Here is a 23,742-nt window from a genome sequence, read left to right as displayed (position 1 = left end):
AACCGCACGCGCTGGCCGGAGCCCCCTACCGCGCGAGCGGTTTCGTTCTTCGGCCGTAGTTAGCCGATCCCGGTCCGACAGCAAACTTCGGCAAACGACCCACAAGGGACAGTGGTATTTCTCTGAAGCGGCCGTTCGCAGCGAGGCGTGACGTCCGGTATTCGGGCAGCCTATTCGGCGCTGGACTATTGCACTTTATTGTCTTCGCGTTTCGCGTCCGCCATGGCCTCCGGCTCTAACTCTTCCGCGGACCGATTCAGGTGGACGAACAGCCCCCAGGAGGCAAGAAGCAAGGCTGTCGACGCAATCAGCCGGCCGCATATCGAAGCTGCGATGGATCCTGGTGCAGCGCCTTGAACGTTGCCGCGAGCCCTTCGATGGCAAGCGCGACGACGACAACCACCAAGAATCGCGACATGAAACGTCGTACCCGCGTCGGCGCGCTCACGTCAGCCTCCCGTATGACCTCTTCCTCTACGATGGTCTCGGCGATCTGCAAGGCGACAACGGCCCCAGCCAGCAGCCCCAAAGCTTCAATGATGGATTGCGCGCTTGCCTGGTCCCATTGACTCGCAAATGCAATCGATCCGATGCGAGCAGCAATCGCAATCAACATCAGCGCCGCGCAGGTGAAGAGAACAGCCATCAGCCCATGGACGATCGTAAAGAAGCGCACAAGGAACTTCATTTTTTTGACTCCCTTGCATTGCAAGTGGGTGATCCATGCCGTGTTCCATCAATTCCTGAAAGGCGCAGCGATGAGGGCTGATTTTAGAGGCGGACCGGATGGTCCTGACAATGGGGCCAAACCCGCGCTTGGCAAATTATCGTTCTGGGGCGCCGGCGCCTGACACAGGTCTCGGGTCGTTCCTCGCGTGCTCCCAATACGAACCAGAGTCATCTGCCGTGCGAGTCTGGGATCAAACGATTGCCGCGCCTGCGCGCCAAACCTATCTGCATAACCGAACACTCGGCGTGACAACCACGACCATGACAATGTCGAGCTTCGATTCGATTCGATTGGATCGCCGGACCGAGTGTATGAGCGCTTGTCGCGGCCCGCCCGCTGGAGCATAGGCCGCGTGACGCTGATCGGCGATGCCGCGCATGCGCTTGTGCCGCCTCACGGCCGGGGCGCCAACCAGTCGATCGAAGATGCCGTGGTGCTGGCCGCGCAGGAACGCAACGCCCGCCTCGGCGCGCGCGACAGCGTGTTGCACCACCTAGGGGTGGATTCACGATTTCGACGCCCGCACGAAAGAGCCGAGTGAAGGGCAGGGTGGCACCTGGCTTTGAGCAAGCCCTGCCGGATGTCCGGCTCGAACCTGCATTCCTGCCACTGAGCGTTACCGCGCATGCCCTATTCGTCTGACCTGAAAGACTTTTATAAGGCAAAAACTGAAACTGTTTTACGCCTCTATTCAATGGATCGCATTGCTGCGACCGGAAATACGATAAGCATCAAGGAAGGGCGTCCACACCGGATCCCAGTCTGCGCGCGATGGGCTCAAGCTTGCCGGCCAATTGCCGTTAGACGGGTTGGGGGGATGAGTCGGTCCTCCTTCGTAGCCAATCGGCGTAGCAAGCCTGTTATGCAGGCGTTACTTAACAAGGAGTCTTCTCATGCTGCGTTTTATCCGTTCCCTTTCGCGCGACGAGCGCGGCGTCAGCTCGCTGGAATATGCTGTTCTTGGTGGCATCATCGTCGCTGTGCTGGTCGCACTTGGCGCGTTCCTGCAAGGTGCCGGTGGCTTTCAGGCCGTTTTCCAGACGCTGATCACAAAGGCAACCCAAGCAATCTAGTGGTCGTGATGCTCCGGCTAAGCACGAGCACGTGTGAGCCGGAGACCACCTTCCTCGGCACATTCGGAAAACGATGATAGCCCCCGGTGTAGTGAAAGCAGGTGCCTGCGTGACCCTCATCATGCTGGCAGGTTCCGATCTGCGCATGCGGCGTCTGCCCAATGTCGCCGTGGCCGCGTTTGTCGCCCTGTATTTCGTCAACGCCGCCATGACCGGTTTCGGCCGTGCGTCATGGGACATCCATCTGGCCGCGGGCGGGGCATCGCTTGCCGTGGCTGCATTGATGTTTCGATTGGGTTGGCTCGGCGGCGGCGATGCGAAGCTCGCCGCCGCGGTCTTTCTATGGGCGGGGCCGGAATCCTGGCCGGTGCTGGTGGTCGTTTCGTTGTGCGGATTGCTTGTTGCCCTCGCAGTGCTCGCAGTGGCCGGCATGCAGGGAATTCCCGCCCTCGCGGGTGTGAGCAGGCGGCTTGACTGGATTGCACCGGCGCGGGGCGTCCCGTATGGCGTCGCGCTCGCGTTGGGCGGCATCGTCGCAGTCTTGCTGCAGCCCACAGCCGGTCATTGCGCGACGCTCGCCATGTTTCGACTATTCGGTGAGTCAACCTAAGGTTATTGCTGCACGAGCCGTGCGCCGCTTGCCTGAATACAACGCCGCCCATATGCAAAACTTCATCAAGCTAGCCGCGCTCGTTGTCATCGCCGCAATGGGCGCATTCATCATCCGCGCGCTGTACATTTCGGCATCGAGCCCGCGCGTGGCGCACCAATCGTCGATGGTGCACGTGCGTGCCGCAGCTGACGATTTGCCGGACGGACTGCTGTTGCGCGACGTGGACCTCGTATGGAAAACGATGCCGCGCGAGCAGGTCCCTGCAGGCGCGCTCATCGAAGAAGCCTCTAACGGCAGCGACGGAAAAGACCTCAAGGGCGATCTGCTGCGGCACGCGGTACGCGCGGGGACGCCGCTTGGCGTTGCCGACGTGATTTTGCCGAGCGCCCCGGGATTTCTTGCGGCTGCGCTCAAGCCTGGTATGCGCGCGATCTCGGTTGCCGTTGACGACGTGTCGGGCAATGCAGGGCTCATTCAGCCTGGCGATTATGTCGACATCCTGTTGACCCAGCAGATGCGGGCCGAAACAGGCGCCCAGGTCGCCCCCGCGCGCGCGGTTGAATCGGAAACGGTCGCCGAGCGTGTGCGCGTGCTGGCGGTTGGCACAGCGTTTCGTCGTCCGAAGGATGACGACAGCGCCTCGAGCACGAATGCCCCGGGCACGACCGCTCGCACCGTGACCATCGAAGTCACACCGGCGAGCGCCCAGACGATCACGGTGGCGGCTCACCTCGGCACGCTCTCGCTTGCGCTGCGCAGTTTTGCCACGCGTGACCGGCGCACGCCGGACGTCGAGGATGTCGCCATGACGCACACACGTCCCGTGTGGGCCGGCGATGTCTCGCGCGCCTTGCGCGCAGTGAGCGCACCGGCAGAGTCGCACTCCGCGAAAACACCGGCACCGGCGCCGCATGTCGTCATCTACCGTGGCTCGAAGGTCGACCAGGCAGACGGCGAATTGCCCGGCAGCACGTCGACGGGCGCGCCGGGAGTGCCGCCGCTGCCCACCGGCACGCCGCCCGCCGCTCCCGCACACGCCGACGCGGCTCCCGACATCTCCGTAGGATCATAGGACGACACATGTTCAGCCTCACACACGGCAAGCTGTTTTCACGCTGCGCGCGGCTTTGCGCAGGCGGCCGTCCTGCCGTCACCGGCATTTGCGCCGTGCTGCTTGTCATTGCCACGCTTTGCGGCCTCGGTGCGGCGGCATGGGCGAGCGAGCCCGCCGATGTGCTGCCAGTTGCGGCAGGCAGTGGCACGTTGATCCAGCTGCCGCAGCCCGCCGTTGCCGTGTTCGTTGCCGACCCGAGCGTTGCCGATGTCCATGTGCCGACGCCGCGCTCGGTGTTCGTGCTCGGCAAGAAGTCCGGCACGACGACACTCTTTGCACTCGGGCCGAACAATCGGGAAATTCTCCGCAAGACGATCAGTGTGTCGACGGATACGGCTTCGATTCAACGTCTTATCGACGCGCGCTTCCCCAAATTCGCGGTCACCGTGTCGGGTGCGCCCGGCTCATTGATGGTGACTGGCGCGGTACCGAGCGCGGCGGATGCCGATGCCATTGTGCAAACGCTGCAACCGTATCTTCACGCCAATGAGCAACTCGTGAACCGCCTCTCGATCGCACACCCGATCCAGGTCCTGCTGCGCGTGCGCATCACCGAAGTGGATCGCAACATTACGCAGCAGCTCGGCATCAACTGGAATGCCATTGGCGCGAGCGGCAACTTCTTCGGTGGGCTGTTCAACGGGCGTGCCATTTTCGACGCGACGACGAATCTCTTCAACCTGCCGTCGGGTGGTGCGTTCTCGGTGGTGGGCGGCTTCAAGGCCGGCCGCACGACGATCGAAGGCGTACTCGACGCGCTCGACCAGGAAGGCTTGCTGACGATGCTGGCCGAACCGAACCTGACCGCGATGTCGGGTCAGACGGCGAGCTTCCTCGCAGGTGGTGAGCTGCCGATCCCCGTGCCCCAGAGCGGCACGACGAGCACGATCACGATCGAGTACAAACCCTACGGCGTCGCGCTGAACTTCACCCCGACCGTGCTCGCCGACAACCGTATCAGCCTCACCGTACGGCCTGAAGTCAGCCAGATCGATCCGAGCAATAGCATCACGCTGAACTCGATCGTGGTACCGGCGCTGACCGTGCGCCGCATGGAAACCACCGTCGAGCTGTCAGGCGGGCAGAGCTTCGCAATCGGCGGACTCCTGCAGAGTTCGACGAGCGACGTGCTCTCCGAGCTTCCCGGCCTCGGCGGGTTGCCCATTCTCGGTAAGCTGTTCTCGTCGACGAAATACCAGAACAACAAGTCGGAGCTCGTCGTAATCGTGACACCGTATATCGTCGGGCCGACGGGGCCGGGCCGGCTGCGCGGCGCGCTGGACGATGTCATCACCCCCAGCAGCGACATCGAATATGCCGTGCGCCAGTCGCTTTCGATCGACCCGCTTGCGGGCAATTCGCCCCGCCTCATTGGCACCGCGGGCTTCGTCTATTGATATGGAGACCATAATGAATCCTCGGCTCTCCCTCATTGCCACCATTCTCGCCGGTGTGGCGAGCGCCTGCCTCACGTCGTGCATGTCGGCGCGGCCGCCGCTCGGCATGCCCGATCCATCCGTGATCGGCTTTACCCCCGGGGACGGCGGACGCGCGACGCCGCCGGCGTGCGAAACGCTCACGCAGCGCTCCGGCATGCGCGATGCGGGCCAGGTGCGGCCCGGCGTGGAGTTCGGCTGCGCGACCTACTCGAACCTGGCCGCGATGCTCGCGCGGCCAACCGACCTCGTGGCGCCCGTGCCCTACGCGGGCGCGGACGCACCGCTCGCCGCGAGCGCGGTACGGCGCTACCAGGAAGACCGCGCGAAACCGTTGAACTCGGATTATTCGAGTTCTTCGTCATCTTCGTCGAACTCGACGACGGGCTCGTCGTCAGGATCTCGCTAACGGAGATTGCACACATGGGCGCTTTCGCATCGAACATCCTCAAACGCCAGGCACAACCGTCCGGCGCCGAGAAACTCATCGCCGTCGTCTCCGACGCGCAAAGCATCGAGGTCGTCAAGAGCGTCGTCGTCGATCAGGGCATCGCGACCTCGTACGTCATGCTCGGTTCGCTCGACGATGCGATCGGGATCATGACTTCACTGAAGGAGTCGCCGCGCCACCTGATCGTCGATGTGACAGGATCGACGATGCCGATTTCCGATCTCACGCGGCTCGCCGAGGCCGTCGACCCTTCGGTTGCAGTCATTGTCGTTGGCGAGCGCAACGACGTCGGGCTCTTTCGCAGCCTGCTGCATATCGGCGTGCAGGACTATCTCGTCAAGCCGCTCACCGCAGAACTCGTCCGGCGCGCGCTGACGGCCTTCGACGACGGCACATCGGCACGCACCGGCAAGGTGCTCTCGTTCGTTGGCGCGCGAGGCGGCGTCGGCGTCACGACAATTGCCACCGCACTTGCTTCTCATCTTGCTGACACGACGCGGCGCCGGATCGCTTATGTCGATCTCGACCCGTACGGCGGCGCGGCCGCCTCGATGCTCGGCGTCGCCGCCAACAACGGGCTTATTGAATTGCTGCAGAACCCGCAGCGGCTCGACCAGCAATTAATCAATCAGGCTTTCGTTGCCCAGAGCGATCGTCTTCTCGTGCTTGCGGCGGAGCTCCCGTACAACCAGGAGTTCGCCTTGCGCACGGGCGCGCTGAGCGAGCTTGTCACGATGCTCAAGCATCACTTCCACTACATCATGCTCGATCTGCCTGGGCGCGCGGGCAGAATCGTCGAGGAAGCCCTTGATAGCAGCTCGACGATCCATGTCGTCGCCGACTTCTCCGTGCATTCGGCGCGCGAAGCTGCGCGGCTTTGCCGTTTCGCACAGACCCTCGACGCCGCGCCCGCCATCACGGTGCTGCTCAACGAAGCACAGCAGCCTGTGTCCGGGCGCGTCCGCGAGGACGATTTCGTCAACGCGCTCGCACGCGGGTCCGTGCATTCGCTGCCCTACGAGCCGCAGAGTCTTGCCCTCGCTGAGAACCTCGGTGAAGCTGGAAGGCTTGCCCACGCACATCGCTCGCCGTTCGCAGCGGCCATCGTGTCGCTGGCCAATGCGATCACGGGCAGCGACACGGCAGTGGCCCGCGAGCCGTGGTACAAGCGCCTGTTGCCCACGCGGAAGGTGTGCTGATGTTCGGCCGGCGCCCCCCCCTCTCGACCAGCCCGTCGCTCGCCGATCACGATGAGCCTCGGGAATCCGGGGCGGTCGCCGGCTCCGCGGCAGCCGAGCCGGAAGCGAGCAAGCGCGAGACGCCGCTGGCCTCGTTGAGCGCTACACCCGCAGCAATGAGCCACTCAGCCGCGGACCGCAATGAAGCGCTGATCCGCTCCGAGACGTTCAGGGCGATTCGTTCGGCCGTCTTTGCGTCGATGAATATGTCGGCGGCGCTCATGATGTCGCGCAGCGAGGTACGCACGGGCATCGAGCAGATCGCAGCCGAGACGACCACCCGCGAGCGTTTGTCGCTGACGCTGGCCGAGCAGACGCTCGTTGTCGACGAGATTCTCAACGACATGTTCGGCATCGGGCCAATCGAGCCCTTGCTCGCGGACGAACGCGTCACCGATATTCTCGTGAACGGACCGGACCAGGTCTACGTCGAGCGCGGCGGCCGCCTTGAACTGACTGCGCTCAAGTTCCGCGACAACGCGCACGTCATCAACGTGGCGCAGCGCATCGCAGCAGCAATCGGGCGGCGCGTCGACGAAAGCAGCCCGATGGTCGATGCACGTCTTGCCGACGGCAGCCGCGTGAACGTCGTGCTGCCGCCGATCGCGCTGCGCGGTGCATCGATCTCGATCCGAAAGTTCGCCAAACGCAACATCACACTCGGCCGGATGGCGCAGCAAGGCAATATCTCCACGCAGATGGTGGACGTACTGCGCATCGCAACCGCGTCCCGCCTGAACGTCGTCATCTCCGGCGGCACGGGCTCTGGCAAGACAACACTGCTCAATGCGCTCTCCCGCTTTATCGACGAAACCGAGCGCGTCGTCACGATCGAGGATGCCGCTGAGCTGCAACTGCAACAGCCGCATGTCGTCAGCCTCGAGACGCGCTCCGAAAACAGCGAAGGCCTTGGCGGAATCTCTCAACGGGACCTCGTTCGCAACGCGCTCCGTATGCGCCCGGACCGGCTCATCCTCGGCGAGACGCGCGGCACGGAAGCATTCGACGTACTGCAGGCGATGAATACGGGCCACGACGGATCGATGACGACGATCCACGCGAACGCGCCGCGCGATGCGATCACGCGGCTCGAGAGCATGGTGATGATGGCCAACGGCAATTTGCCGCTGATGTCGATCCGGCGGCAGATTGCCAGCGCCGTCCATCTGATCGTGCAAATCGAACGCATGCGCGACGGCGTGCGGCGCGTGACTCATGTGACCGAGATCGCGGGCATGGAAGGCGACGTCGTCATCACCCAGGATCTGTTCACGTTCCGCTACAACGGAACCGCTTACGAAGAGCAGGTACGCGGCATGTTCGAATGCTCGTCGCTGCGTCCAGTGTTCGCCCAGCGCGCTGCCTACTATGGCCTCGAAGAGGCGCTGCTCACGGCGATGCAATCATGAGACCTGCGGACGTCATCGGCCTCGGCGCCTTCTTCGCCTTCATGGTCGGGGGGCTCATCGTGCACGCGTTGCGCGGCGTCGCGCGCCAGCAGGCGGGTACGCGCATCCGCGCACGTGTGGCCGCGGTGCGCGACGAAAGCAAGGCCGCCCTCGCCGAGCGCGACGCGAGTCTTCAGGAGCAGCTGCTACACCCCAAGCGCAGGCTCGCCGACCAGGACGCGCTCTTCGCCGTCGTCTCGGCCTGGCATGAACGCGTACGCACCGTCAGCGGCCCGGGCGGTGTTCGCGCGATTTACCTCATCGCTTTCGCTGCACTCATTGCATCGGTGATCGCCACCGCGTTCGTTCCTGTGGGGCCCGTGCTGCGCGTGCTCGCCTGCATCGCAATCCCCGTTCTCGTCGTGCGTTGGGCCTATCACTGGCAGATCGCGCGTTTCAGGAACCGCTTTCTCGCCGTTTTTCCCGATACGATTGACCTCATCATTCGCGCGGTGCGCGCCGGTATTCCCGTTGTGCAGGCGATCTGCGTCGCCGGGGTCGAAAGCGAGGAGCCGGTGCGCACGACATTTCGCACCATGGGCGATGCGCTGCTCGTGGGCGCCGACCTGAAGGAGGTGCTCGAACAGGCAGCGGTGCGCCTGCGACTCGCCGACTTCTCGTTCTTTTCGGTCTGCCTGGTCCTGCAGCGCGAGACGGGCGGCAATCTCGGCGATACGCTCGAGAACCTCGCGGGCATAGTGCGCATGCGGCGCGATATCCGCGCAAAGAGCAAGGCGCTCACGGCGGAAGGGCGGCTCGCCAGCAAGATGATCGCAGCCGTTCCGTTCGCGCTCATGGGCTTCATCTATATCGCCAATCGGCCGTATCTCGACACGCTCACGCATACCCGGGCCGGACACAAGATTCTCGCCCTCGCCGCCGTGCTGCTCACGATCGGGCTGTGGTCGATCAACAAGATTTCGAACCTGGACACCTCGCGATGATGAACGCCGACTTCTGGCGCAATGCCGCCTTGCTCGTCCTGCTCGCAGGCTTCACGCTGTGGCTGGTCCTGCGCGACAAGAGTCACCGCGCGCGCATTGCCCAGCGCACACGGCAAAGCGTGGCCCGCGTAGGTGTCGACAACAGCGGGATGGCCGACGCCGCGAAGCGCATGCCGCAGCGCTTCGCCAAACGGATCGCCGCGCTCGGCGAACGGCTGCCTGTCGTGCAGGCCGAAGACCGCGCCAAAGTGGCCATGCGTCTTGCCAGCGCGGGATTTCGCGACCGGCGCGCAATCGCCGTCATGTCGGGGCTCAAGATTGTCGTGGGAGCCTGTCTCGCGCTCGGCGCCATCGCCCTCGGCGGGCATCTGCCCAAGGTCGGCCAGTACTTTACGATTCGCGCGCTGCTGATGGCGGGTGCATTCGTCATCGGCATGATGTTGCCGGAATATGCGCTCGCATTCTTCATCCGGCATCGTCGCAAGGCGATCGCCGCCGCGCTGCCCGACGCACTCGACCTGCTCGTGGTCTGCACCAACGCAGGCAATAGCCTCGTCGTTGCCATCAAGCGCGTGGCGCGCGAGCTGCGCGTTATCTGCCCGCCGCTTGCCGATGAGTTCACCGTGACCGCGGACGAACTCAGTATCGGCAGCGACACGGCGCAGGCACTCAGCGCGATGTCGGCTCGGGTGGGCCTGTCCACGATGCGCGCACTGGTGACCACACTGGTGCAGTCGCAAAAGTACGGCACGCCGATCACTCATTCGCTGCGCACCCTGTCGCGTACCGAACGGGCCATGCAGATGGTCGCGCTCGAGGAAAAGGCCGCGAAGCTCGCACCGAAGATGACGCTGCCGATGATGATCTTCATCATGCCGACCGTCTCGCTCATTGCAGCGGGGCCGGCCGTCATTCGACTCATCGCCGTATTTCGCGGCCATTGAGCGCTGCAAAGTTTCTGGAGCTTAAATTGAACTCATCTCATCCGTTGCTGGCCCGCAAGACCTTCGCCGCGCTCCTGGCACCGCTGGCCGCTGCGCTGCTCGCCACCGGATGCGCAAGCAATCACTTCGTGACGCCACAGCCTGCCGCCGCCACCCATCTGCCCGATGCGCAGGCCGACATGCATGTCGCCGAAAGCGCCCTCGAGGCCGGCGACACGCCGCTTGCAATGTCGCTTTTCGAAAAAGTGCTGAAGACCGACCCGCAATCGAAAGCTGCGCAGCTCGGCCTCGGCGATGCGATGTATCAGAGTGGCGATCTCGCGCGCGCGGGCGTCCTCTATGGGCAGGTTGCGGCCGTAGCGCCGGACGATGCGCGCGCCGTGCTCGGGCTCGCACGCGTCGCTCTGCGCCAGCGACGGCTCGACGAGGCCGAGAAGCGCTACCGCGAACTCACCGCAGCCCACCCCGACCAAGCGGTAGCGGCCGAGGGGCTTGGCGCCACGCTAGATCTCGAGGGTAAGCACGCGCAAGCGCAGGCGGTCTATCGCGCAGCCTTGCAGCGTCACCCCGAGGTCGCGGGGCTCAAGGCCGATCTCGGCTTGTCGCTCATTCTGGCCGGTGATGTGCGCGCAGGCGCCAATGTGCTGCTCGATATCGCCGGCTTGCCTGACGCGCCGCCGCAGGCTCGCGAAAACCTCGCGCTGGCGTATGGGATGCTCGGCAACAGCGAGGCGGCGAGGCGCATCCTGGTGACCGACATGCCGGCCGAATCGGCGGACGACAATCTGCGCTTCTACCGGCAACTGCGTGAGCGTCTCGGCACCGCCAGGCGTGATGCAGGCGACGCGGGAGTTGCAGGCGTGGAGGAAACACGGCCGGTGTCGGCAGCAAGTGCCGCTGCTCGCGGAGTGCTCCAATGAAGCGGCGCGGGCGCCCCGGCTCCAGTGCCCGCATTCACGCGCGCGGCAGCGTTTCGCTCGAGTTCGTGCTGGTAACGCCGTTCCTGCTGATGGTGCTCTTCGGCATCGTCGACGTGAGCATGGTGCTGTGCGACAAGGCCGTGATCACGAATGCCGCGGGGGAAGCGGCGCGCCAGGGCGTCGTGCTGCGCGTGCCGTCCTATACGCAAACCCAGATCCAGAATGTTGCGCTTGCCTATACGAAGAACAGTCTGGTGACAAGCGGCACGGCCACGTCCCCCACCGTGAGCGTGACCCCGACGGGCGGCTGCGCATCGGCCGGCAGCAGCAAGCCGCTGCAGGTGAACATCAGCTATACCTACAACGGTGTTGTGCTCGGCTCGGCATTCAGTGTGATAACGGGGCCTATTACGGTGAAGGCCGTCGCGGTGAAAAACTGTGAATAAGCGAGTGCGTTCCCGCCAAGCCGCGGCTGCGATGCTTTGCCGGCCATCCGTGCGCCGCGACGAGCGCCTGCGCCCTTGCGTGCGTGCGAGATCGCAAGAGCGCGGTTCGGTAACGCTATGGTTCTTGTTGACGTTCACGGCGTTGCTGATCATCGGGGCTTTTGCGATCGATCTGCCGCGTGTCTTCACGGTCAGCGGCGAATTGCAAAACGGCGCTGATGCGGCGGCGCTCGCCGGCGCCGGAGCGCTCTCACAAGGCAGCACGAGCGGACCGAACTGGGCGGGGGCGGCCTCGTCCGCAACGGCGGCCGTTGCGTTGAATACGTCGGACGGCGTCAAGCTTACGAGCGGATCGGTCACGGCGGGATATTGGGACGTCGCCGCGTCGTCGCCGACGCTGCTCGCGCCGGGCAACGTCACGCTGCCGGCGCCGGCGGGCCAATTGCTGGAACCCGCGGTACAGGTGACGATCTCCCGCAATGCCACGAGCAACGGTGGCCTCGTGCACCTGCTGCTCGGCTCGCTGCTCGGCATGCCGACGACGGCCGACAGCGCAACGGCCGTGGCGGTAATCGCGCCGCCTTCCGCGGTGCCTGCCGGAGCGCTATTTCCCATGGTCATGGATCAATGCGTGTACAACCAATATTGGGACTCGACGAAGAATGCGCCCAAGGTCGACGCGGCAGGCCAGCCTTACGAGTTCGAGGTCGGCAACGGCCAGGAATATGGCGCTTCCTGCGAGGCGGGGCAGTGGACATCGTTTCTCGTGGTCGCCAACGACACGCCGACGGTCGTCAATTTGATCGACAACGGGAATCCGACCTCACTGTCGATCGGGGACAGCATCTACATCGAGCCGGGCGTCAAGGCGGCTGTCTACAAGAGCATTCCCACGGCAACGACCGTCCTCATGCCAGTCAGCACGCAAATCGAGAACAAGACATTCGTCCCGATCATCGCATTCGCCGCTTTTCACATCGACAGTGCGGACCAGGGCGGCAAGTACATCCAGGGGCACTTCGTAGCCGGCTACACGATGCCGACCCAGGGAACAGGCGTCTCGACGAAGAACTATGGCGGGTATGTCGCGCCGCGTCTCGGGTTCTGAGCGGAATTTCGTTCACTCCTGTGGTCGGCAAATAACTTGCGGATTGCCAACGATACAGGGCGCAAAGTCGAATGGCGGCTCCTGGCCGAACCCGGTCTAGCGCGCTGCGCCGCGCTAGACTAGCTGTTTGCACATATGCTCCTCGTCATAAAAACGATCTCCAACCTTCATCGCGCGTGGCTCCAAGCCGAACGTCTGAAAGCCATGCGACGCGTAAAGCCTCTTTGCTGGCAGGTTTTCCGCATTGACGCAAAGCATCAACTGGATGGTCTCCCACTCGTTGGACGCGTGAACTGTCGCTGCCGACAAAAGCGTTTGTGCGATTCCTCGTCCACGGTATGACGGGCTGACGAACACGCCCCAAATCGTAGCCTTGTGGTTCACCTGACACAGCGGTTCTCGACGGACACCCGTGATGCCGACCAGCGCCCCGCCGTCAAATGCACCGAAGACAGCCTGTGTTGTCGTTGGACGAATGCGGGCCGCGATCTCCTCTATCGAGCGCGCCATTTCCTCCTGCCGGGTGGGCCATATGGATGTGGGGGAGTTGTCGACGGCGAGAAGACGCAGTGCTTTGAATCGCTCGGCGTCGTGGGGATCCAGGAGGCGGACAGTGACCATGCGAACTAAGGGGATGACCAAAGAATGCTTACCGTAATCGAAATCAACAACGCCGCGCAAGTTTTGACTCTCGGGTGCCTTTAGCTCACCCCCGTTATTTAAGTGGTCGACAATCTGGACGCGCATGACGGAGGTCCGCTTTTGGCCGAACACGCTCCGAACCGGAACCAAAAAAACCGGGGTCGCAGCAGCAAACCGCATTCGGCATGTCTACACCGTACAGACTCTCATTGCCACCAGGTTCGGCCGCTCAACACCACCTCAAATTAATCTCAACCGGATAGACTCTCGTAGTGCCTTTGCCGCCGTAAGTCCTTTTTAGGAGTGCATGCATGGTTACCAGCGAAATCCAGTCGGTCATCCAGCGGACCGAGGAGTACGTGGCACTGTGGAAGCACCTCGCAGAGCTGGCCAGATTGCAGCAAAAGGCGGTTGGACACTGGCAGGCCGTGCTTGGTTGGCCGGGCTTCTTTCCCTTTCATTCCCAGTTCGCACCGGCAAGTTTGAGCCAGAACATCAACCCATGGAATATTTCGCTTTTTCAGGTAATCAGCGGGACGCGGGGCAACCCGCAAACCGAGGTTGAAATCCTGACCAAGGTTGCAAGCTACGGCAGCCAGTTGGGAACGGTGATCGATGCCTTGATGGTTGTCATGCCTGACCAGGAAAAGCGCAAGGCGCTCAACGATGAAGATCGCGACGCGGTACTGAAGCTGGTGCATCTGGCCAGCGAGATCAAGCGTATCAAAGAGGGTTGAGGCCTGGCGGGAGCATGGAACTATCTCAGCTCATCAGCCAGTTACCTGGAATACTGCGGGCACGCCCCGGGTGTTATTTGAATCTGAAGGGTTGCTCTTGAAGCAGGTAATCGGCGCTAGTCGACCCTGAGCCGTCACCGGCATGGCAGTGCGACAACCGCTCTAACTCGCGCATCCTAACGTGAGTCATTTCCCAGGAACAATCTACGGAGATTCGCGGAGATGCGTGCCTGTCACGGGTGATAGACTCGGTTGCGCACCTCGGTGCGTTGCTAACCGAACAACAACGTCGCTATCTATCCGGAGCCATCGCATGATCAATGAACGACATACGGTCACCCGCGCCAACCCCTTGTCCGCAGACGGGCTGTGGATTCCAGAGGGGCCGGGTAAGTGGTCGCGGCCGCTGCGTTTCCTGAAAGATGATCGCGGCTGGGTGGAACTGATGCGTCTGGCGCCAGGTATCAAGCTTGGCCTGCACCGTCATACCGGCGAAGTGCACGCCTTCAACCTTGAAGGGCAGCGCCGCCTCTGTACTGGCGAAACGGTCGAACCCGGTGACTACGTGCACGAGTCTACCGGCAACGTCGACTGGTGGGAGGCGGTCGGTGACGAACCGCTGGTCGTGATGGTGGTGGTGATGGGCACGGTCGAGTATCTTGGTCACGATGGTGAGGTCAAACGCCGCATCACCACCGCCGATCGCCTTGCCGACTATCAGCGCTATTGCAGCGAGGCGGGCATCGAGCCGCAGGATCTGCTCGAGCGCTGAGCGCGGCGCCCCAGCCTGCAGATGCAGGCGCTCATGGCCTCCCTGGATGAGATGGCGCTGAGCGTTGACTCGGACACCGCTTCATTATCAAGGGGTTCAAAAGGTGACGGAGTGCATCGCGGTCAATCTGCAAACAGTCCCGATCAACCCCTAATGTTCCCGCTGTGACTCGACGAACAATCAACGTACCGGCTTCACACTTTTCGGAGGGTTGCCGGTGCGTCTGGTGCGCCGGACTCGGGGCGGCATGTTGCTCTGGCAGTGGCGCGTTGAACCGCAGGCTTCGTGGTTAGTTCACATATTGCAATGAAGAACTCGAAGCCTTTGTCGTTCTCACGCGTTACTTGGAATCCAAGCTTGCGATGGAAAGCGATAGACAATCGGTTGGTCTTGTAGACATGACTTCTTAGCTCGCCGATCCCTTGTTCGCTCGCCAGCGTCGCCATCTTTGCGAGCAGCTCAGTTATAACGGCATACGTTCGATACAAAGGATGCGTACCAAATGCGCCAACGAACCAGCAAGCTCCTGAATGCGGTCGAAGCATTGCATACGCAACGAGTTTGCCTTCCCGTCGCACTGAGCACACCTCGCTGACCTCCAGGGACTGTCGCAACTGTACTCGGTGCTCGTCAACATCGAAGGCATCACCAGCCTGCTCTGTGTGTTCGCGTAAGGTCAACGCGTCAAGCGCGAGGAGTTCGTCGATGGACGGCAACATAACAGGGATCAGGGCGATATAGAGACAATCCGCAAGAGTACTTCGAATCAAAATTGTCGCCAATTCGCTTCGCCTTTCTGGTTGACCGTTCTAGGCCGAACACTGACAGGCTCAGTTCGGCCGGGAAGGAACCTTTGCGCACTTTGGCAGCGGAAATTCGCTGGACGCTTTCATGACCTCGATCGCAGTTTTATTCGAATCGTGGCGACTGACGTTCGTCCCGCCTCAGGGCAACTACGCCCGCATGTTTCACGTCTTGCGCAGTGCCTTACGCGCCATCCACAGGTTACCCAGCGCGAACCGCGTCGTGATCTGCACAGTATTCTTCATCAATCCCCGGTATCGTGTCTTCGTATAGCCGCACTGACACATTCTCCGATCCGCGTTGCCGGCCCCAGACAAGATCGTCAGAAGCCGCTCCCGGTCACACCGCAGCAAGTCGCTGTCAGACTAGCGATAGTTAATAAAGTTGATGATGTCATTGAGGAACCAAGGCAGAATCAATTGCGTATCGGGATAGCTGACACCGACGCTGAGCCTCGGTGGCTTTGACGTGGAGTCACCAGGCGTCGCACCGTCGGTAGTATGCAGAATGTAGGTATCCGTGTCGGCCGGACTTGACCGGGCGGTCTGACTATTCGCGTGCGGCCATGTCGAGGCGCAGCCGGCGGTCAGCACGACGAGGGCCGCTGCAAAGCAAAAGGGTCTCATGACGGCGTGAACTCCAGCAACGTGGCTTTGACAATATGGCCGATGACGATTTGGGATGCGATGTCGAACGACCGAAACTGGTCGGACAGGGGCCGACGCGCTCCTCAGCCTTCCAGCTCAATACGATATCGCAGGGTCTCAGCGGATCCATACGCCGCCGCCTTTCTGAAACGTTCGACCAGGACACCGTCGCAAGCTGCGACGACCTTCTGCGAGGCTATGTTGTCAGGATCAACGGTTAGCTCGACGTAGGCCAAGCCTTGTCGTCTCGCTTCGCCCAGCATTATATCGAGCGCCTGTCTGGCGTAGCCGTTGCCTCTCTTCCAGGGCACGATTGAGAAACCGATATGGCCGAGCACATATGGCGGCAATTCGGCAGTTCCAGCTTGCCAACGAAATCCGATCGCGCCACTAATGTCGCCGTCCCAAATCCATCGAACGATGCCAGGTAGGCGGGCGACGGTCGAGCCATCGGGTAAAGGAATCGGTTCACCCGACGCGGTCGGATCATCCAGGCCGTCGACAAACGCATCCGCGTTCATTTCGATAGCGTGTAATTGTTCGCGCGCAGCTACCTCCTTGCGAACGTTGTCAGGCGACCATCCGGCCTTCAGGGCCGCAACGTAGCTCGGCAGCAATGCGGTCGTTGGCTTCAGCAGTTCAATTTTGCTCATTTGAATCGATACCTGTCAGAGAGCAATGATTGTCAAAGGTTTAAACGATGCCGTCGAATGTTTCAAAATGGCCGCGCGCCGTCCCACACAAACGGCATGCGCAATCTGAACTTCGTAAATTGCATCGGCAGCATGTGGCCCACTGCGAACAGTTGAGATCGCCGGAAGCCGACATTCGTCCGGCGCGAAGCCGGCAAGCCACGCTTCAGCCAATAAGATCGGCACCGGTCGTAAGGACGATCTTTCCAAAGTGTGTGCCGGAATCGATCAGCTCGTGAGCGCCGCGAGCGTCGGCAAGCGCAAAGGTCTTGTAGACAACCGGTTTGATCTTGCCGCTCTCGATGTGCGGCCAGACATGCTGCTCGAGTTCATTGACGATGGCCGTCTTGTCCGCAGATGTGCGCGATCGCAATGTTGAACCCATATGCGTCAGACGTTTCGTCAGCATCGGCACGAGGTTAAGATCCTTCGCCGGCCCCTTGATCACGCCCACCTGGAGGATCCGTCCGTCCATGGCTGCGGCCTCATAGTTTCTAGCCACGTAGTCACCGGCAATGATGTCGAGGATCACGTCGACGCCTCTTTCCTCAGTAAACCGCTTCGTTTCGGCTACGAAATCTTCCTCGCGGTAATCGATCGCGAGGTCTGCGCCTAGCGCCAGGCTGGCCTCCCGATGCGCCTGCGAGCCCACTGTCGTGATGATTTTCGCAGCGCCGAATGCCTTCGCCAGCATGGTCGCCGTGGTACCGATACCTGACGCGCCGCCGTGGATCAACACCGATTCGCCGGCAACCAGCTTGCCGCGCTGAAACAGGTTCAGCCATACCGTCATAAACGTTTCGGGCATAGCCCCAGCTTCGACCAACGTCAGGCCTTTGGGGATATGCATCGTGTTGCAGGCGTGCGCGACGGCATATTCCGCGTAGCCACCGCCGGGAATCAATGCGCACACCAGTTCGCCGATCCGGAATTGGGACACGTCGGCACCGACGGCAACCACTTGACCTGCCACTTCCAGCCCAGGAATGTCCGAAGCGCCGGGGGGCGGATCATACAGTCCTTTGCGCTGGAAAACGTCTGGGCCGTTCACCGCAGCCGCGTGGACGCGGATCAGAACCTGATCGGCGGCCGGCGTCGGTACAGGGCGCGTAGTCGGCACCAGAACCTCAGGACCGCCGGGCTGTTTGATCTCAATGGCCGTCATGGACGACGGCACGCGATAAGTTGAAGCAGACATGGATACCACTCCTTCGATTGATGAGGCTCGATTGATCCGGTCGGATCACTTGGCGAGGAACTCTTGCGTTCAGTATAGGCATCGACGTTGATGAATAAACGCAGCATTATTCATGCGCTAAGATGCAAATTTGCATCAGGAGGGTGGCACGATGAACTGGGACGACGCGCGTGTGTTTCTCGCGGTGGAGCGCGAAAAAACGCTCCGTGGGGCGGCGAGGACGCTCAATCTCGATCAGGCGACGGTCGGCAGGCGGATTGCGGCGCTGGAGCACGCCCTGCGGGCAACGCTCTTCCTGCGCACCTCGGAGGGTTACGCGTTGACGGCGGCAGGGGAGGCCGCGCTGAGATCGGCGGAGAAAATGGAACACTCCGCGCACGAACTCGTCAGACGAACTCAAGGCACGGATACACGGCTTGCGGGGGACGTAAGAGTCACCAGCACCGACTCGATCGCGCTCGACTTCCTGCTTCCCGCCATCGAACGCCTGCATGCTGCGCATCCCGAAGTGCGCGTCCTGCTGGACACGTCGACGCGCATGCTGAATCTGGCAAAGCGTGAAGCGGATATCGCGGTCCGGTCAGTCAGGCCGGATAATCCCGATCTTGTCGCGCGGCGCCTGGCTCGCTGGCCCATGGCGCTCTTTGCATCGAATGCTTATCTCGAGCAGCACGGCAAGCCCGCCGCTGGCTCCGCGTTCGCGGGCCACGATCTAGTCGTCTATCAGGGAAGCTGGACCGGTAGTCGATCACTCACTCTCTCTGGCGAACCGGTACACGCGGGGCGCATCGTATCGACCTTCAATTCCAGCCTCATGCTGCGTACCGCAGTAAAGGCCGGCATCGGCATCGGTGAGCTTCCGATACATCTGGCTGAACGCGACGGTCTCGTGCAGATATGGCCGGAACCCGCACGTGGGGCGGTCTACGAAATCTGGCTCGTCACGCATCAAGACCTTCGGCATACCGCGCGCATCGCAGCCATGATTGACGGCATCGTCTCCGCGTTCGAAGATCACGCAGCCCCCACAAAATAATCACGCACGACTTGGTTGTTGCCCCTATGGTTTCCGCGACATCTGGGCTTCAACGGCCGCTTCGAAGGTACAACGGTCGCACCTACGCTTCCGGGATTTCGATTGTCCCTTCAAGATATTGAACAGCCTGACCAGAGATATACACCCTGTCGTCTTGTACGCGACAATGAAGTAGGCCGCTCCGGCGTGACACCTGCATGGCCACGAGTTCTGCCTTGCCCAAACGGTCAGACCATAATGGCGCAAGCGCCGCGTGAATAGACCCGGTCACCGGATCTTCATCTCCGCCATTGGCAGGCCAAAAGTAGCGGGACACAAAATCATGCTCATCTCCGCGCGCTGTCACGACGACATCGAGCGGACCAAGTGCCGACAGCAGATCGAGTTTGGGTACGACGGATCGTACCTCGTGTTCTGTTCCGTAGATGGCAACATAGGCTTGCTGGTTTATCAGCACTTCTTGAGGCCGTATCGAAAGCCCCTGGATCAGGTTTGCGGGTATTTCGTTCAGTTTCTCAGGCCGGCGCTGCGGGAAGCTCATTTCGATCAGACCGTCATGCGTATGGCAAACGGTAAGCCGACCGACGGCTTTCGCAACAAATTCGATGACTTCCAAATCATCACATCGCTTGAAGATCACAAATGCGCTTGCCAGCGTGGCATGCCCACAAAAAGCGATTTCTGTAAGTGGAGAGAACCAGCGGATGTCGAACGCGCCGTGGGCATTTTTCACGAAGAATGCTGTTTCGGACAGGTTGTTCTCAGCGGCGATTGCCTGCATCAAACTATCGGGTAACCAGCGTTCGAGTGGCACTACCGCAGCGTAGTTGCCCTTAAATACCTTATCCGTAAATGCGTCAATCTGATAGATCGGCAGTTTCATGAGATGTGCCTGTTCAAAGCGGGAAGTTAGTCAGCGATTTGCAGTGTTATTCGCAGACAACGATATCAGCCCGCTAAGCTGGCGAACATGTACAGATTGCGATGCTCAGTACAAAAAGCGACTGTTCACCTCAAAAAGGAGGACCGTGTCTCGGGTTCACTCGCCGTGAAGGCGACATGATCCTCCTGGATGTCACGTACTTTTCAGTCCGTCTCGCCAGGCGATCGCTTCGAGTTCGACCCGGACCGCGTCCTCGACGGCAACTACCGGGTGCGCCCGAAATTCAAATGCAGGGAATGTCGAGCAGACTTTGTGAACCGCCAACGGATCATCGCAGTCAACCAACATGTGCCCACCCCAATCTCCCACACGCACCACGAAAAACTCGATCTTGAAGTTGTCTGGCGCCTTCCACTGACTAAACACTTCAAGGATTCGCTTCTGGGCATTCTCGTACTCTACAGGCGAACCTTGTGTGCGTTCGAACCAGCTAATCATGTACTTCATCGCCGTCCTCCTTTTAAACATTGATGTCGCCAGAACGCTTGCCGTTTGGACGGGCTAGCGAATCAGCAAGCTACAACTGGAGCAGCGGCGACGAATGCCCATTGCTTTTGGCCCTTCTTATGCACCGCTTCAAAGCGGCCAATGAGGGTCGTTTTACGTGTTCAGAACCGGACGCCAACGCACGACGATGACCAGCGACGGCGGCCCCGAAACCGTGCTTAAAACAACGACGGCGGTGGTCCGGTCGCCATCAACTCAACTATATTAAAACGATAGTGGAGGCCCATGTGACAGTATCTCGCCTAAGAAATATTCCTGGCATTGGAGTCGACCGAATCGGCGACGCCGCGGATTCTCTGCGCGACGCGGACATTCTAAGGCTTGAAAATCTCGATACTGACCTGCGACCGCCGGCGCAGGCGCTGGCTCGCACGCACGAGGCCATCGACGACGACGCGGCAAATAGCTACCTGCCTTTTACCGGCCAGCGTGCGTTGCGCGAGGCGGCTGCCGAGCGGGTCGGCCGCGCCGCGGGCGTCGCTTACGACGCCGCGAGCGAATGCATCGTGTCGGCCGGCGGTCTTGCGGGGATTCTCAACGTGCTGTTGTCGATCCTTGAGCCGGGCGACGAAGTCGTGCTGACGGATCCCACCTACGCTGGGCTGATCAACCGCGTGCATCTGGCCGCAGGCGTGCCGAGGTTCGCGCGGCTGCAGCCGGGTGCCGACGGCTGGCGGCTCGATCTCGACAGTCTTGCCGCGGCGATCGGGCCGCGAACGAAAGCGCTGCTGATCATGTCGCCTTCGATGCCAAGCGGCTACGTCGCATCGCGGGACGAATGGCTTGCGATTGCGGGACATTGCACGCGCCATGGCATCTGGCTGGTCTATGACGCGGCGATGGAGCGCATCCTGTTCGACGGGCGCGACGTCATTCATCCCGCCGGTTTGCCGGACATGCGCGAACGCACCATCACCATCGGCGCGGTTTCGAAGGAGTATCGGATGATCGGATGGCGCGTCGGCTGGATCGTCGGGCCCGCATCGATCATGAACGACGTACGTCTCGTGAGCCTGTCGAACGTGGTGTGTCAGGTTGGAATCGCGATGCCCGGCGCCACTGCCGCGCTGACGGCAACCGACGACGGAGTGGCTGCTGCGGTCGCCGAATGGGAGCGCCGTCGCGACTTCCTGATAAGCGCGCTTGCTGACCTGCCGGTGATCCGTCCGCATGGCGGCTGGTCGATGCTCATCGATACCCGTGAGCTGGGTCTGGAGCCACCCGAGGCGTCGAAGCTGCTGCTGGAACGCGGCAAGGTCGCGGCTACGCCGATGACGAACTGGGGACCCGGCGCGGACCGCTATCTGCGTTTCGTTTTCTCCAACGAATCCGTTTCGCGTCTGCATGACATTCGCGAGCGCATACGCCGGTCATGGCAGATATGACGCAACGAAAAATTCGATGTCAGTCGACCGTCCCGCTTCGAAGCGTCTGTTCCGACTCCTGGCGGGCGCTCGACACGCCCAGCAGACCGCCGAATAGGGGACGCTCAACGTTTGACATGAGAGGCGGCCTGGCCTCGCGAGTCCGCTCGATGGAAGGGTTAGGCCTCGGGTTGGTGGCAAACCACTTCGATGTTGTGCCCGTCCGGACCAATGACAAAAGCTGCATAGTAGTTCGCGTGGTAGTGCGGGCGCAGACCAGGCGCACCATTGTCTTTGCCACCCGCCTCCAGCGCGGCGCGATAGAAAGCTTCGACTTGCTGGCGATTCTCGGCCGTGAACGCCAGGTGAAGATGCGCCGGCTTCTCCTCGGTTTGGTACAGGCACAATGAAGTCTTACCCTGTGGGCTAAGCTCGACACCGTACGCCGGCGGCCCCTCCGAGACAACAGCTACGCCGAGCGGTGCGAGTGCCTTGAGGAAGAACGCTTTGCTCGCTGCATAGTTGCTGACTCCGAATTTGACGTGGTCGAACATGAACTCTCCTGAAGTGTGTGGGCCTGCGCGAGGCTTAACGTGAATTAGAGATCACCGCGATGATGTCACACGGAGCCACCGGTAGCCACCGGTGGCAGTCTGAACATTTTTTAGCACCGGAATCATCCTTGCGGACGTTCTCTTAGTCAGCAATCGAACGAATGATCCTCGCCGGATTTCCACCGACAAGCGTATTCGGGGGAACGTCCCTGGTGACGACCGACCCTGCCGCGACAACCGAGTTCTCGCCTACTGTGACGCCACCGATGATGGTCGCACCAGCCGCAATCCAGACGTTTCTCTTAATCACGATGGGCTTTGCGATTACGAAGGCGCGCCGCTGAGAAGGTTCAATGGGATGGCCAGACGTGATGATGCTGACGTTCGGGCCGATCATCACATCGTCGGCAATGTCGAGTCCGCCAAGGTCGTAGAAAGTGCAATTCTGATTGATGAAGACATTGCGCCCGACACTGATATCGACCCCGCCGGTTGTGTAGAACGGTGGTATCAATAGAAAGCTGTCGTCCACCTTCTTGCCGATAAGATCGCTGAACAAGGCCCGGACTTCGTCCGCATCGTTGAACGTCAACCGGTTGAGAGTAGCTGTGATCGCCATCGCGCGTTTGATGTTCTCTGACATGGCCGCTGATTCCGGCGTTCTCCTGGGAATTATCTTGGTGCGATCGTCATTCGCCATTCGTCGTTTTCCTCCGGTTGCGATCGAGCGAGCGCTCGGCGCATGAGCCGGAGTGCGCGGGCGGTGAAGAAAGGGGGGAGGGTGCCGGGGCAATGACCCGGCGCCCGTCCGTCTTTACAGGTAGCTGCAGATGTAGTCGAGCGTTTCGATCACGTCGATATCGAAGCGACTCTTGCCAGGCACCGAGAACGACTCACCCGCGCCATACGTCTTCCACTCCGCGCTGCCTTCGAGGCGGATGCGGCATTGGCCGGCTTGCACTTCCATGAGTTCCGGCGCGTCGGTGCCGAAGTTGAGCGCGCCGGGCAGGATCACGCCGAGCGTCTTGCGCGTGCCGTCGGCGAAGAGAACGGTGTGCGAGACACACTTGCCGTCGAAGTAGACGTTGGCGCGTTTGATAACGGAAACCTGATCGAATTGCGTTGTGGCCGTCATGGCGGTCTTCCTTTGGGTCATCGTGAATGAATGCTTTCGCGCCGCGTAGCGGCAGCGGGCGGTGCGCGATCTGCGCGGACCGCTGGCGCGTGTTTTCGTCGGACGCAAGCCCGCCATCATACAGGCGGCCGGCGGCGCCAGCCGGTAACCCTCGCGCTTGTCAGGGCAACACCGCAGTGTGATCCTGACGACTAGTACAACATCCCGCAAATAGGGTTAATAATTGTCGGGCTGCAAATAAGGCTG

At 61.4% G+C, this 23,742-nt stretch carries 25 protein-coding genes and 3 pseudogenes; 17 read left to right on the top strand and 11 right to left on the bottom strand.

Annotation, left to right across the window (positions count from 1 at the left end):
• Positions 1-185: 185 nt before the first annotated feature.
• Positions 186-688: pseudogene (locus M0D64_RS43050) on the bottom strand (hypothetical protein).
• Positions 689-1,064: 376 nt separating this feature from the next.
• Here M0D64_RS43050 and M0D64_RS43045 point away from each other — a divergent pair.
• The 13 genes and pseudogenes from M0D64_RS43045 to M0D64_RS42985 all read left to right on the top strand — a co-directional run.
• Positions 1,065-1,296, top strand: a pseudogene (locus M0D64_RS43045) (FAD-dependent monooxygenase); the annotation flags it as partial.
• A gap of 327 nt (positions 1,297-1,623) precedes the next feature.
• The gene (locus M0D64_RS43040; protein ID WP_266262089.1) at positions 1,624-1,803 is read left to right on the top strand and encodes a Flp family type IVb pilin; all 180 of its coding nucleotides are present in this window, start codon (positions 1,624-1,626) and stop codon (positions 1,801-1,803) included.
• Between the two features lie 73 nt (positions 1,804-1,876).
• The gene (locus M0D64_RS43035; protein ID WP_266262088.1) at positions 1,877-2,413 is read left to right on the top strand and encodes a prepilin peptidase; all 537 of its coding nucleotides are present in this window, start codon (positions 1,877-1,879) and stop codon (positions 2,411-2,413) included.
• A gap of 52 nt (positions 2,414-2,465) precedes the next feature.
• Positions 2,466-3,488, top strand: a complete 1,023-nt coding sequence (cpaB, locus tag M0D64_RS43030; RefSeq protein WP_266262092.1) for a Flp pilus assembly protein CpaB — start codon at positions 2,466-2,468, stop codon at positions 3,486-3,488.
• An 8-nt stretch (positions 3,489-3,496) separates the two neighbouring features.
• Positions 3,497-4,927: a type II and III secretion system protein family protein gene (locus M0D64_RS43025; RefSeq protein ID WP_266262087.1), complete on the top strand. Its 1,431-nt coding sequence runs from the start codon at positions 3,497-3,499 to the stop codon at positions 4,925-4,927.
• 82 nt (positions 4,928-5,009) lie between these two features.
• The gene (locus tag M0D64_RS43020; protein ID WP_266262091.1) at positions 5,010-5,375 is read left to right on the top strand and encodes a CpaD family pilus assembly lipoprotein; all 366 of its coding nucleotides are present in this window, start codon (positions 5,010-5,012) and stop codon (positions 5,373-5,375) included.
• A 14-nt stretch (positions 5,376-5,389) separates the two neighbouring features.
• Positions 5,390-6,616 (top strand): AAA family ATPase, encoded by a 1,227-nt coding sequence (locus M0D64_RS43015; protein ID WP_266262086.1) that lies wholly within the window; start codon positions 5,390-5,392, stop codon positions 6,614-6,616.
• Entirely contained in the window at positions 6,577-8,064 is a 1,488-nt protein-coding gene (locus M0D64_RS43010; RefSeq protein ID WP_266262085.1) for a CpaF family protein, read from the top strand. The genes M0D64_RS43015 and M0D64_RS43010 overlap by 40 nt, the downstream gene beginning before the upstream one ends.
• Positions 8,061-9,047 (top strand): type II secretion system F family protein, encoded by a 987-nt coding sequence (locus M0D64_RS43005; protein ID WP_266262083.1) that lies wholly within the window; start codon positions 8,061-8,063, stop codon positions 9,045-9,047. The genes M0D64_RS43010 and M0D64_RS43005 overlap by 4 nt, the downstream gene beginning before the upstream one ends.
• Complete coding sequence (locus tag M0D64_RS43000) at positions 9,044-9,991, top strand: type II secretion system F family protein (protein ID WP_266262082.1); 948 nt, start codon at positions 9,044-9,046, stop codon at positions 9,989-9,991. The genes M0D64_RS43005 and M0D64_RS43000 overlap by 4 nt, the downstream gene beginning before the upstream one ends.
• A gap of 26 nt (positions 9,992-10,017) precedes the next feature.
• Positions 10,018-10,911: a tetratricopeptide repeat protein gene (locus M0D64_RS42995; protein WP_266262081.1), complete on the top strand. Its 894-nt coding sequence runs from the start codon at positions 10,018-10,020 to the stop codon at positions 10,909-10,911.
• On the top strand, positions 10,908-11,357 hold the full coding sequence (locus M0D64_RS42990; protein ID WP_266262080.1) for a TadE/TadG family type IV pilus assembly protein: 450 nt from the start codon (positions 10,908-10,910) through the stop codon (positions 11,355-11,357). The genes M0D64_RS42995 and M0D64_RS42990 overlap by 4 nt, the downstream gene beginning before the upstream one ends.
• A 31-nt stretch (positions 11,358-11,388) precedes the next feature.
• Complete coding sequence (locus M0D64_RS42985; RefSeq protein ID WP_266262090.1) at positions 11,389-12,465, top strand: TadG family pilus assembly protein; 1,077 nt, start codon at positions 11,389-11,391, stop codon at positions 12,463-12,465.
• Between the two features lie 114 nt (positions 12,466-12,579).
• On the opposite strand, the gene M0D64_RS42980 is transcribed toward M0D64_RS42985, so the two are convergent.
• Positions 12,580-13,086 carry a GNAT family N-acetyltransferase gene (locus M0D64_RS42980; protein ID WP_154567345.1) on the bottom strand — a complete coding sequence of 169 codons (507 nt, stop codon included), beginning with the start codon at positions 13,084-13,086 and terminating at the stop codon, positions 12,580-12,582.
• A 332-nt stretch (positions 13,087-13,418) separates the two neighbouring features.
• On the opposite strand from M0D64_RS42980, the gene M0D64_RS42975 reads away from it, so the two are divergent.
• Positions 13,419-13,844, top strand: coding sequence for a hypothetical protein (locus tag M0D64_RS42975; protein WP_266262079.1), 426 nt, complete (start codon positions 13,419-13,421; stop codon positions 13,842-13,844).
• A 313-nt stretch (positions 13,845-14,157) separates the two neighbouring features.
• Positions 14,158-14,616: a cupin domain-containing protein gene (locus M0D64_RS42970; protein ID WP_266238697.1), complete on the top strand. Its 459-nt coding sequence runs from the start codon at positions 14,158-14,160 to the stop codon at positions 14,614-14,616.
• Positions 14,617-14,810: 194 nt separating this feature from the next.
• Here M0D64_RS42970 and M0D64_RS42965 read toward each other — a convergent pair whose 3' ends face one another.
• The 4 genes and pseudogenes from M0D64_RS42965 to M0D64_RS42950 form a co-directional block, all read right to left on the bottom strand.
• Positions 14,811-15,398, bottom strand: coding sequence for a GNAT family N-acetyltransferase (locus tag M0D64_RS42965; RefSeq protein WP_266262077.1), 588 nt, complete (start codon positions 15,396-15,398; stop codon positions 14,811-14,813).
• A gap of 186 nt (positions 15,399-15,584) precedes the next feature.
• Positions 15,585-15,701: pseudogene (locus M0D64_RS42960) on the bottom strand (IS5/IS1182 family transposase); the annotation flags it as partial.
• A 449-nt stretch (positions 15,702-16,150) separates the two neighbouring features.
• The gene (locus M0D64_RS42955) at positions 16,151-16,720 is read right to left on the bottom strand and encodes a GNAT family N-acetyltransferase (protein WP_266262076.1); all 570 of its coding nucleotides are present in this window, start codon (positions 16,718-16,720) and stop codon (positions 16,151-16,153) included.
• Positions 16,721-16,925: 205 nt separating this feature from the next.
• A complete protein-coding gene (locus M0D64_RS42950; RefSeq protein WP_266262074.1) occupies positions 16,926-17,957 on the bottom strand; it encodes an NAD(P)H-quinone oxidoreductase in 1,032 nt (343 codons plus the stop codon).
• Positions 17,958-18,108: 151 nt separating this feature from the next.
• Here M0D64_RS42950 and M0D64_RS42945 point away from each other — a divergent pair, with 151 nt between their 5' ends.
• Positions 18,109-18,993: a LysR family transcriptional regulator gene (locus M0D64_RS42945; RefSeq protein WP_266262073.1), complete on the top strand. Its 885-nt coding sequence runs from the start codon at positions 18,109-18,111 to the stop codon at positions 18,991-18,993.
• 82 nt (positions 18,994-19,075) lie between these two features.
• On the opposite strand, the gene M0D64_RS42940 is transcribed toward M0D64_RS42945, so the two are convergent.
• Positions 19,076-19,876: a PhzF family phenazine biosynthesis protein gene (locus M0D64_RS42940; protein WP_266262072.1), complete on the bottom strand. Its 801-nt coding sequence runs from the start codon at positions 19,874-19,876 to the stop codon at positions 19,076-19,078.
• Positions 19,877-20,068: 192 nt separating this feature from the next.
• Positions 20,069-20,383: a DUF3303 domain-containing protein gene (locus M0D64_RS42935; RefSeq protein ID WP_154567340.1), complete on the bottom strand. Its 315-nt coding sequence runs from the start codon at positions 20,381-20,383 to the stop codon at positions 20,069-20,071.
• Positions 20,384-20,670: 287 nt separating this feature from the next.
• On the opposite strand from M0D64_RS42935, the gene M0D64_RS42930 reads away from it, so the two are divergent.
• Positions 20,671-21,828 carry a pyridoxal phosphate-dependent aminotransferase gene (locus tag M0D64_RS42930; RefSeq protein WP_266262071.1) on the top strand — a complete coding sequence of 386 codons (1,158 nt, stop codon included), beginning with the start codon at positions 20,671-20,673 and terminating at the stop codon, positions 21,826-21,828.
• 158 nt (positions 21,829-21,986) lie between these two features.
• Here the strand turns inward: M0D64_RS42930 and M0D64_RS42925 are convergent, their stop codons facing one another.
• From M0D64_RS42925 to M0D64_RS42915, 3 genes are all read right to left on the bottom strand, one after another.
• The gene (locus M0D64_RS42925) at positions 21,987-22,361 is read right to left on the bottom strand and encodes a VOC family protein (protein ID WP_266262069.1); all 375 of its coding nucleotides are present in this window, start codon (positions 22,359-22,361) and stop codon (positions 21,987-21,989) included.
• Positions 22,362-22,503: 142 nt separating this feature from the next.
• Positions 22,504-23,061: a sugar O-acetyltransferase gene (locus M0D64_RS42920; RefSeq protein WP_266262068.1), complete on the bottom strand. Its 558-nt coding sequence runs from the start codon at positions 23,059-23,061 to the stop codon at positions 22,504-22,506.
• 114 nt (positions 23,062-23,175) lie between these two features.
• Complete coding sequence (locus M0D64_RS42915) at positions 23,176-23,496, bottom strand: pyrimidine/purine nucleoside phosphorylase (RefSeq protein ID WP_154567343.1); 321 nt, start codon at positions 23,494-23,496, stop codon at positions 23,176-23,178.
• Positions 23,497-23,742 lie beyond the last annotated feature (246 nt).

Source organism: Paraburkholderia sp. WS6 (genome assembly GCF_030464835.1).
GTDB lineage: Bacteria > Pseudomonadota > Gammaproteobacteria > Burkholderiales > Burkholderiaceae > Paraburkholderia > Paraburkholderia madseniana.
The sequence above is the reverse complement of the archived record's forward strand: the minus strand, read 5'-3'. Positions and strand labels throughout refer to the sequence as shown.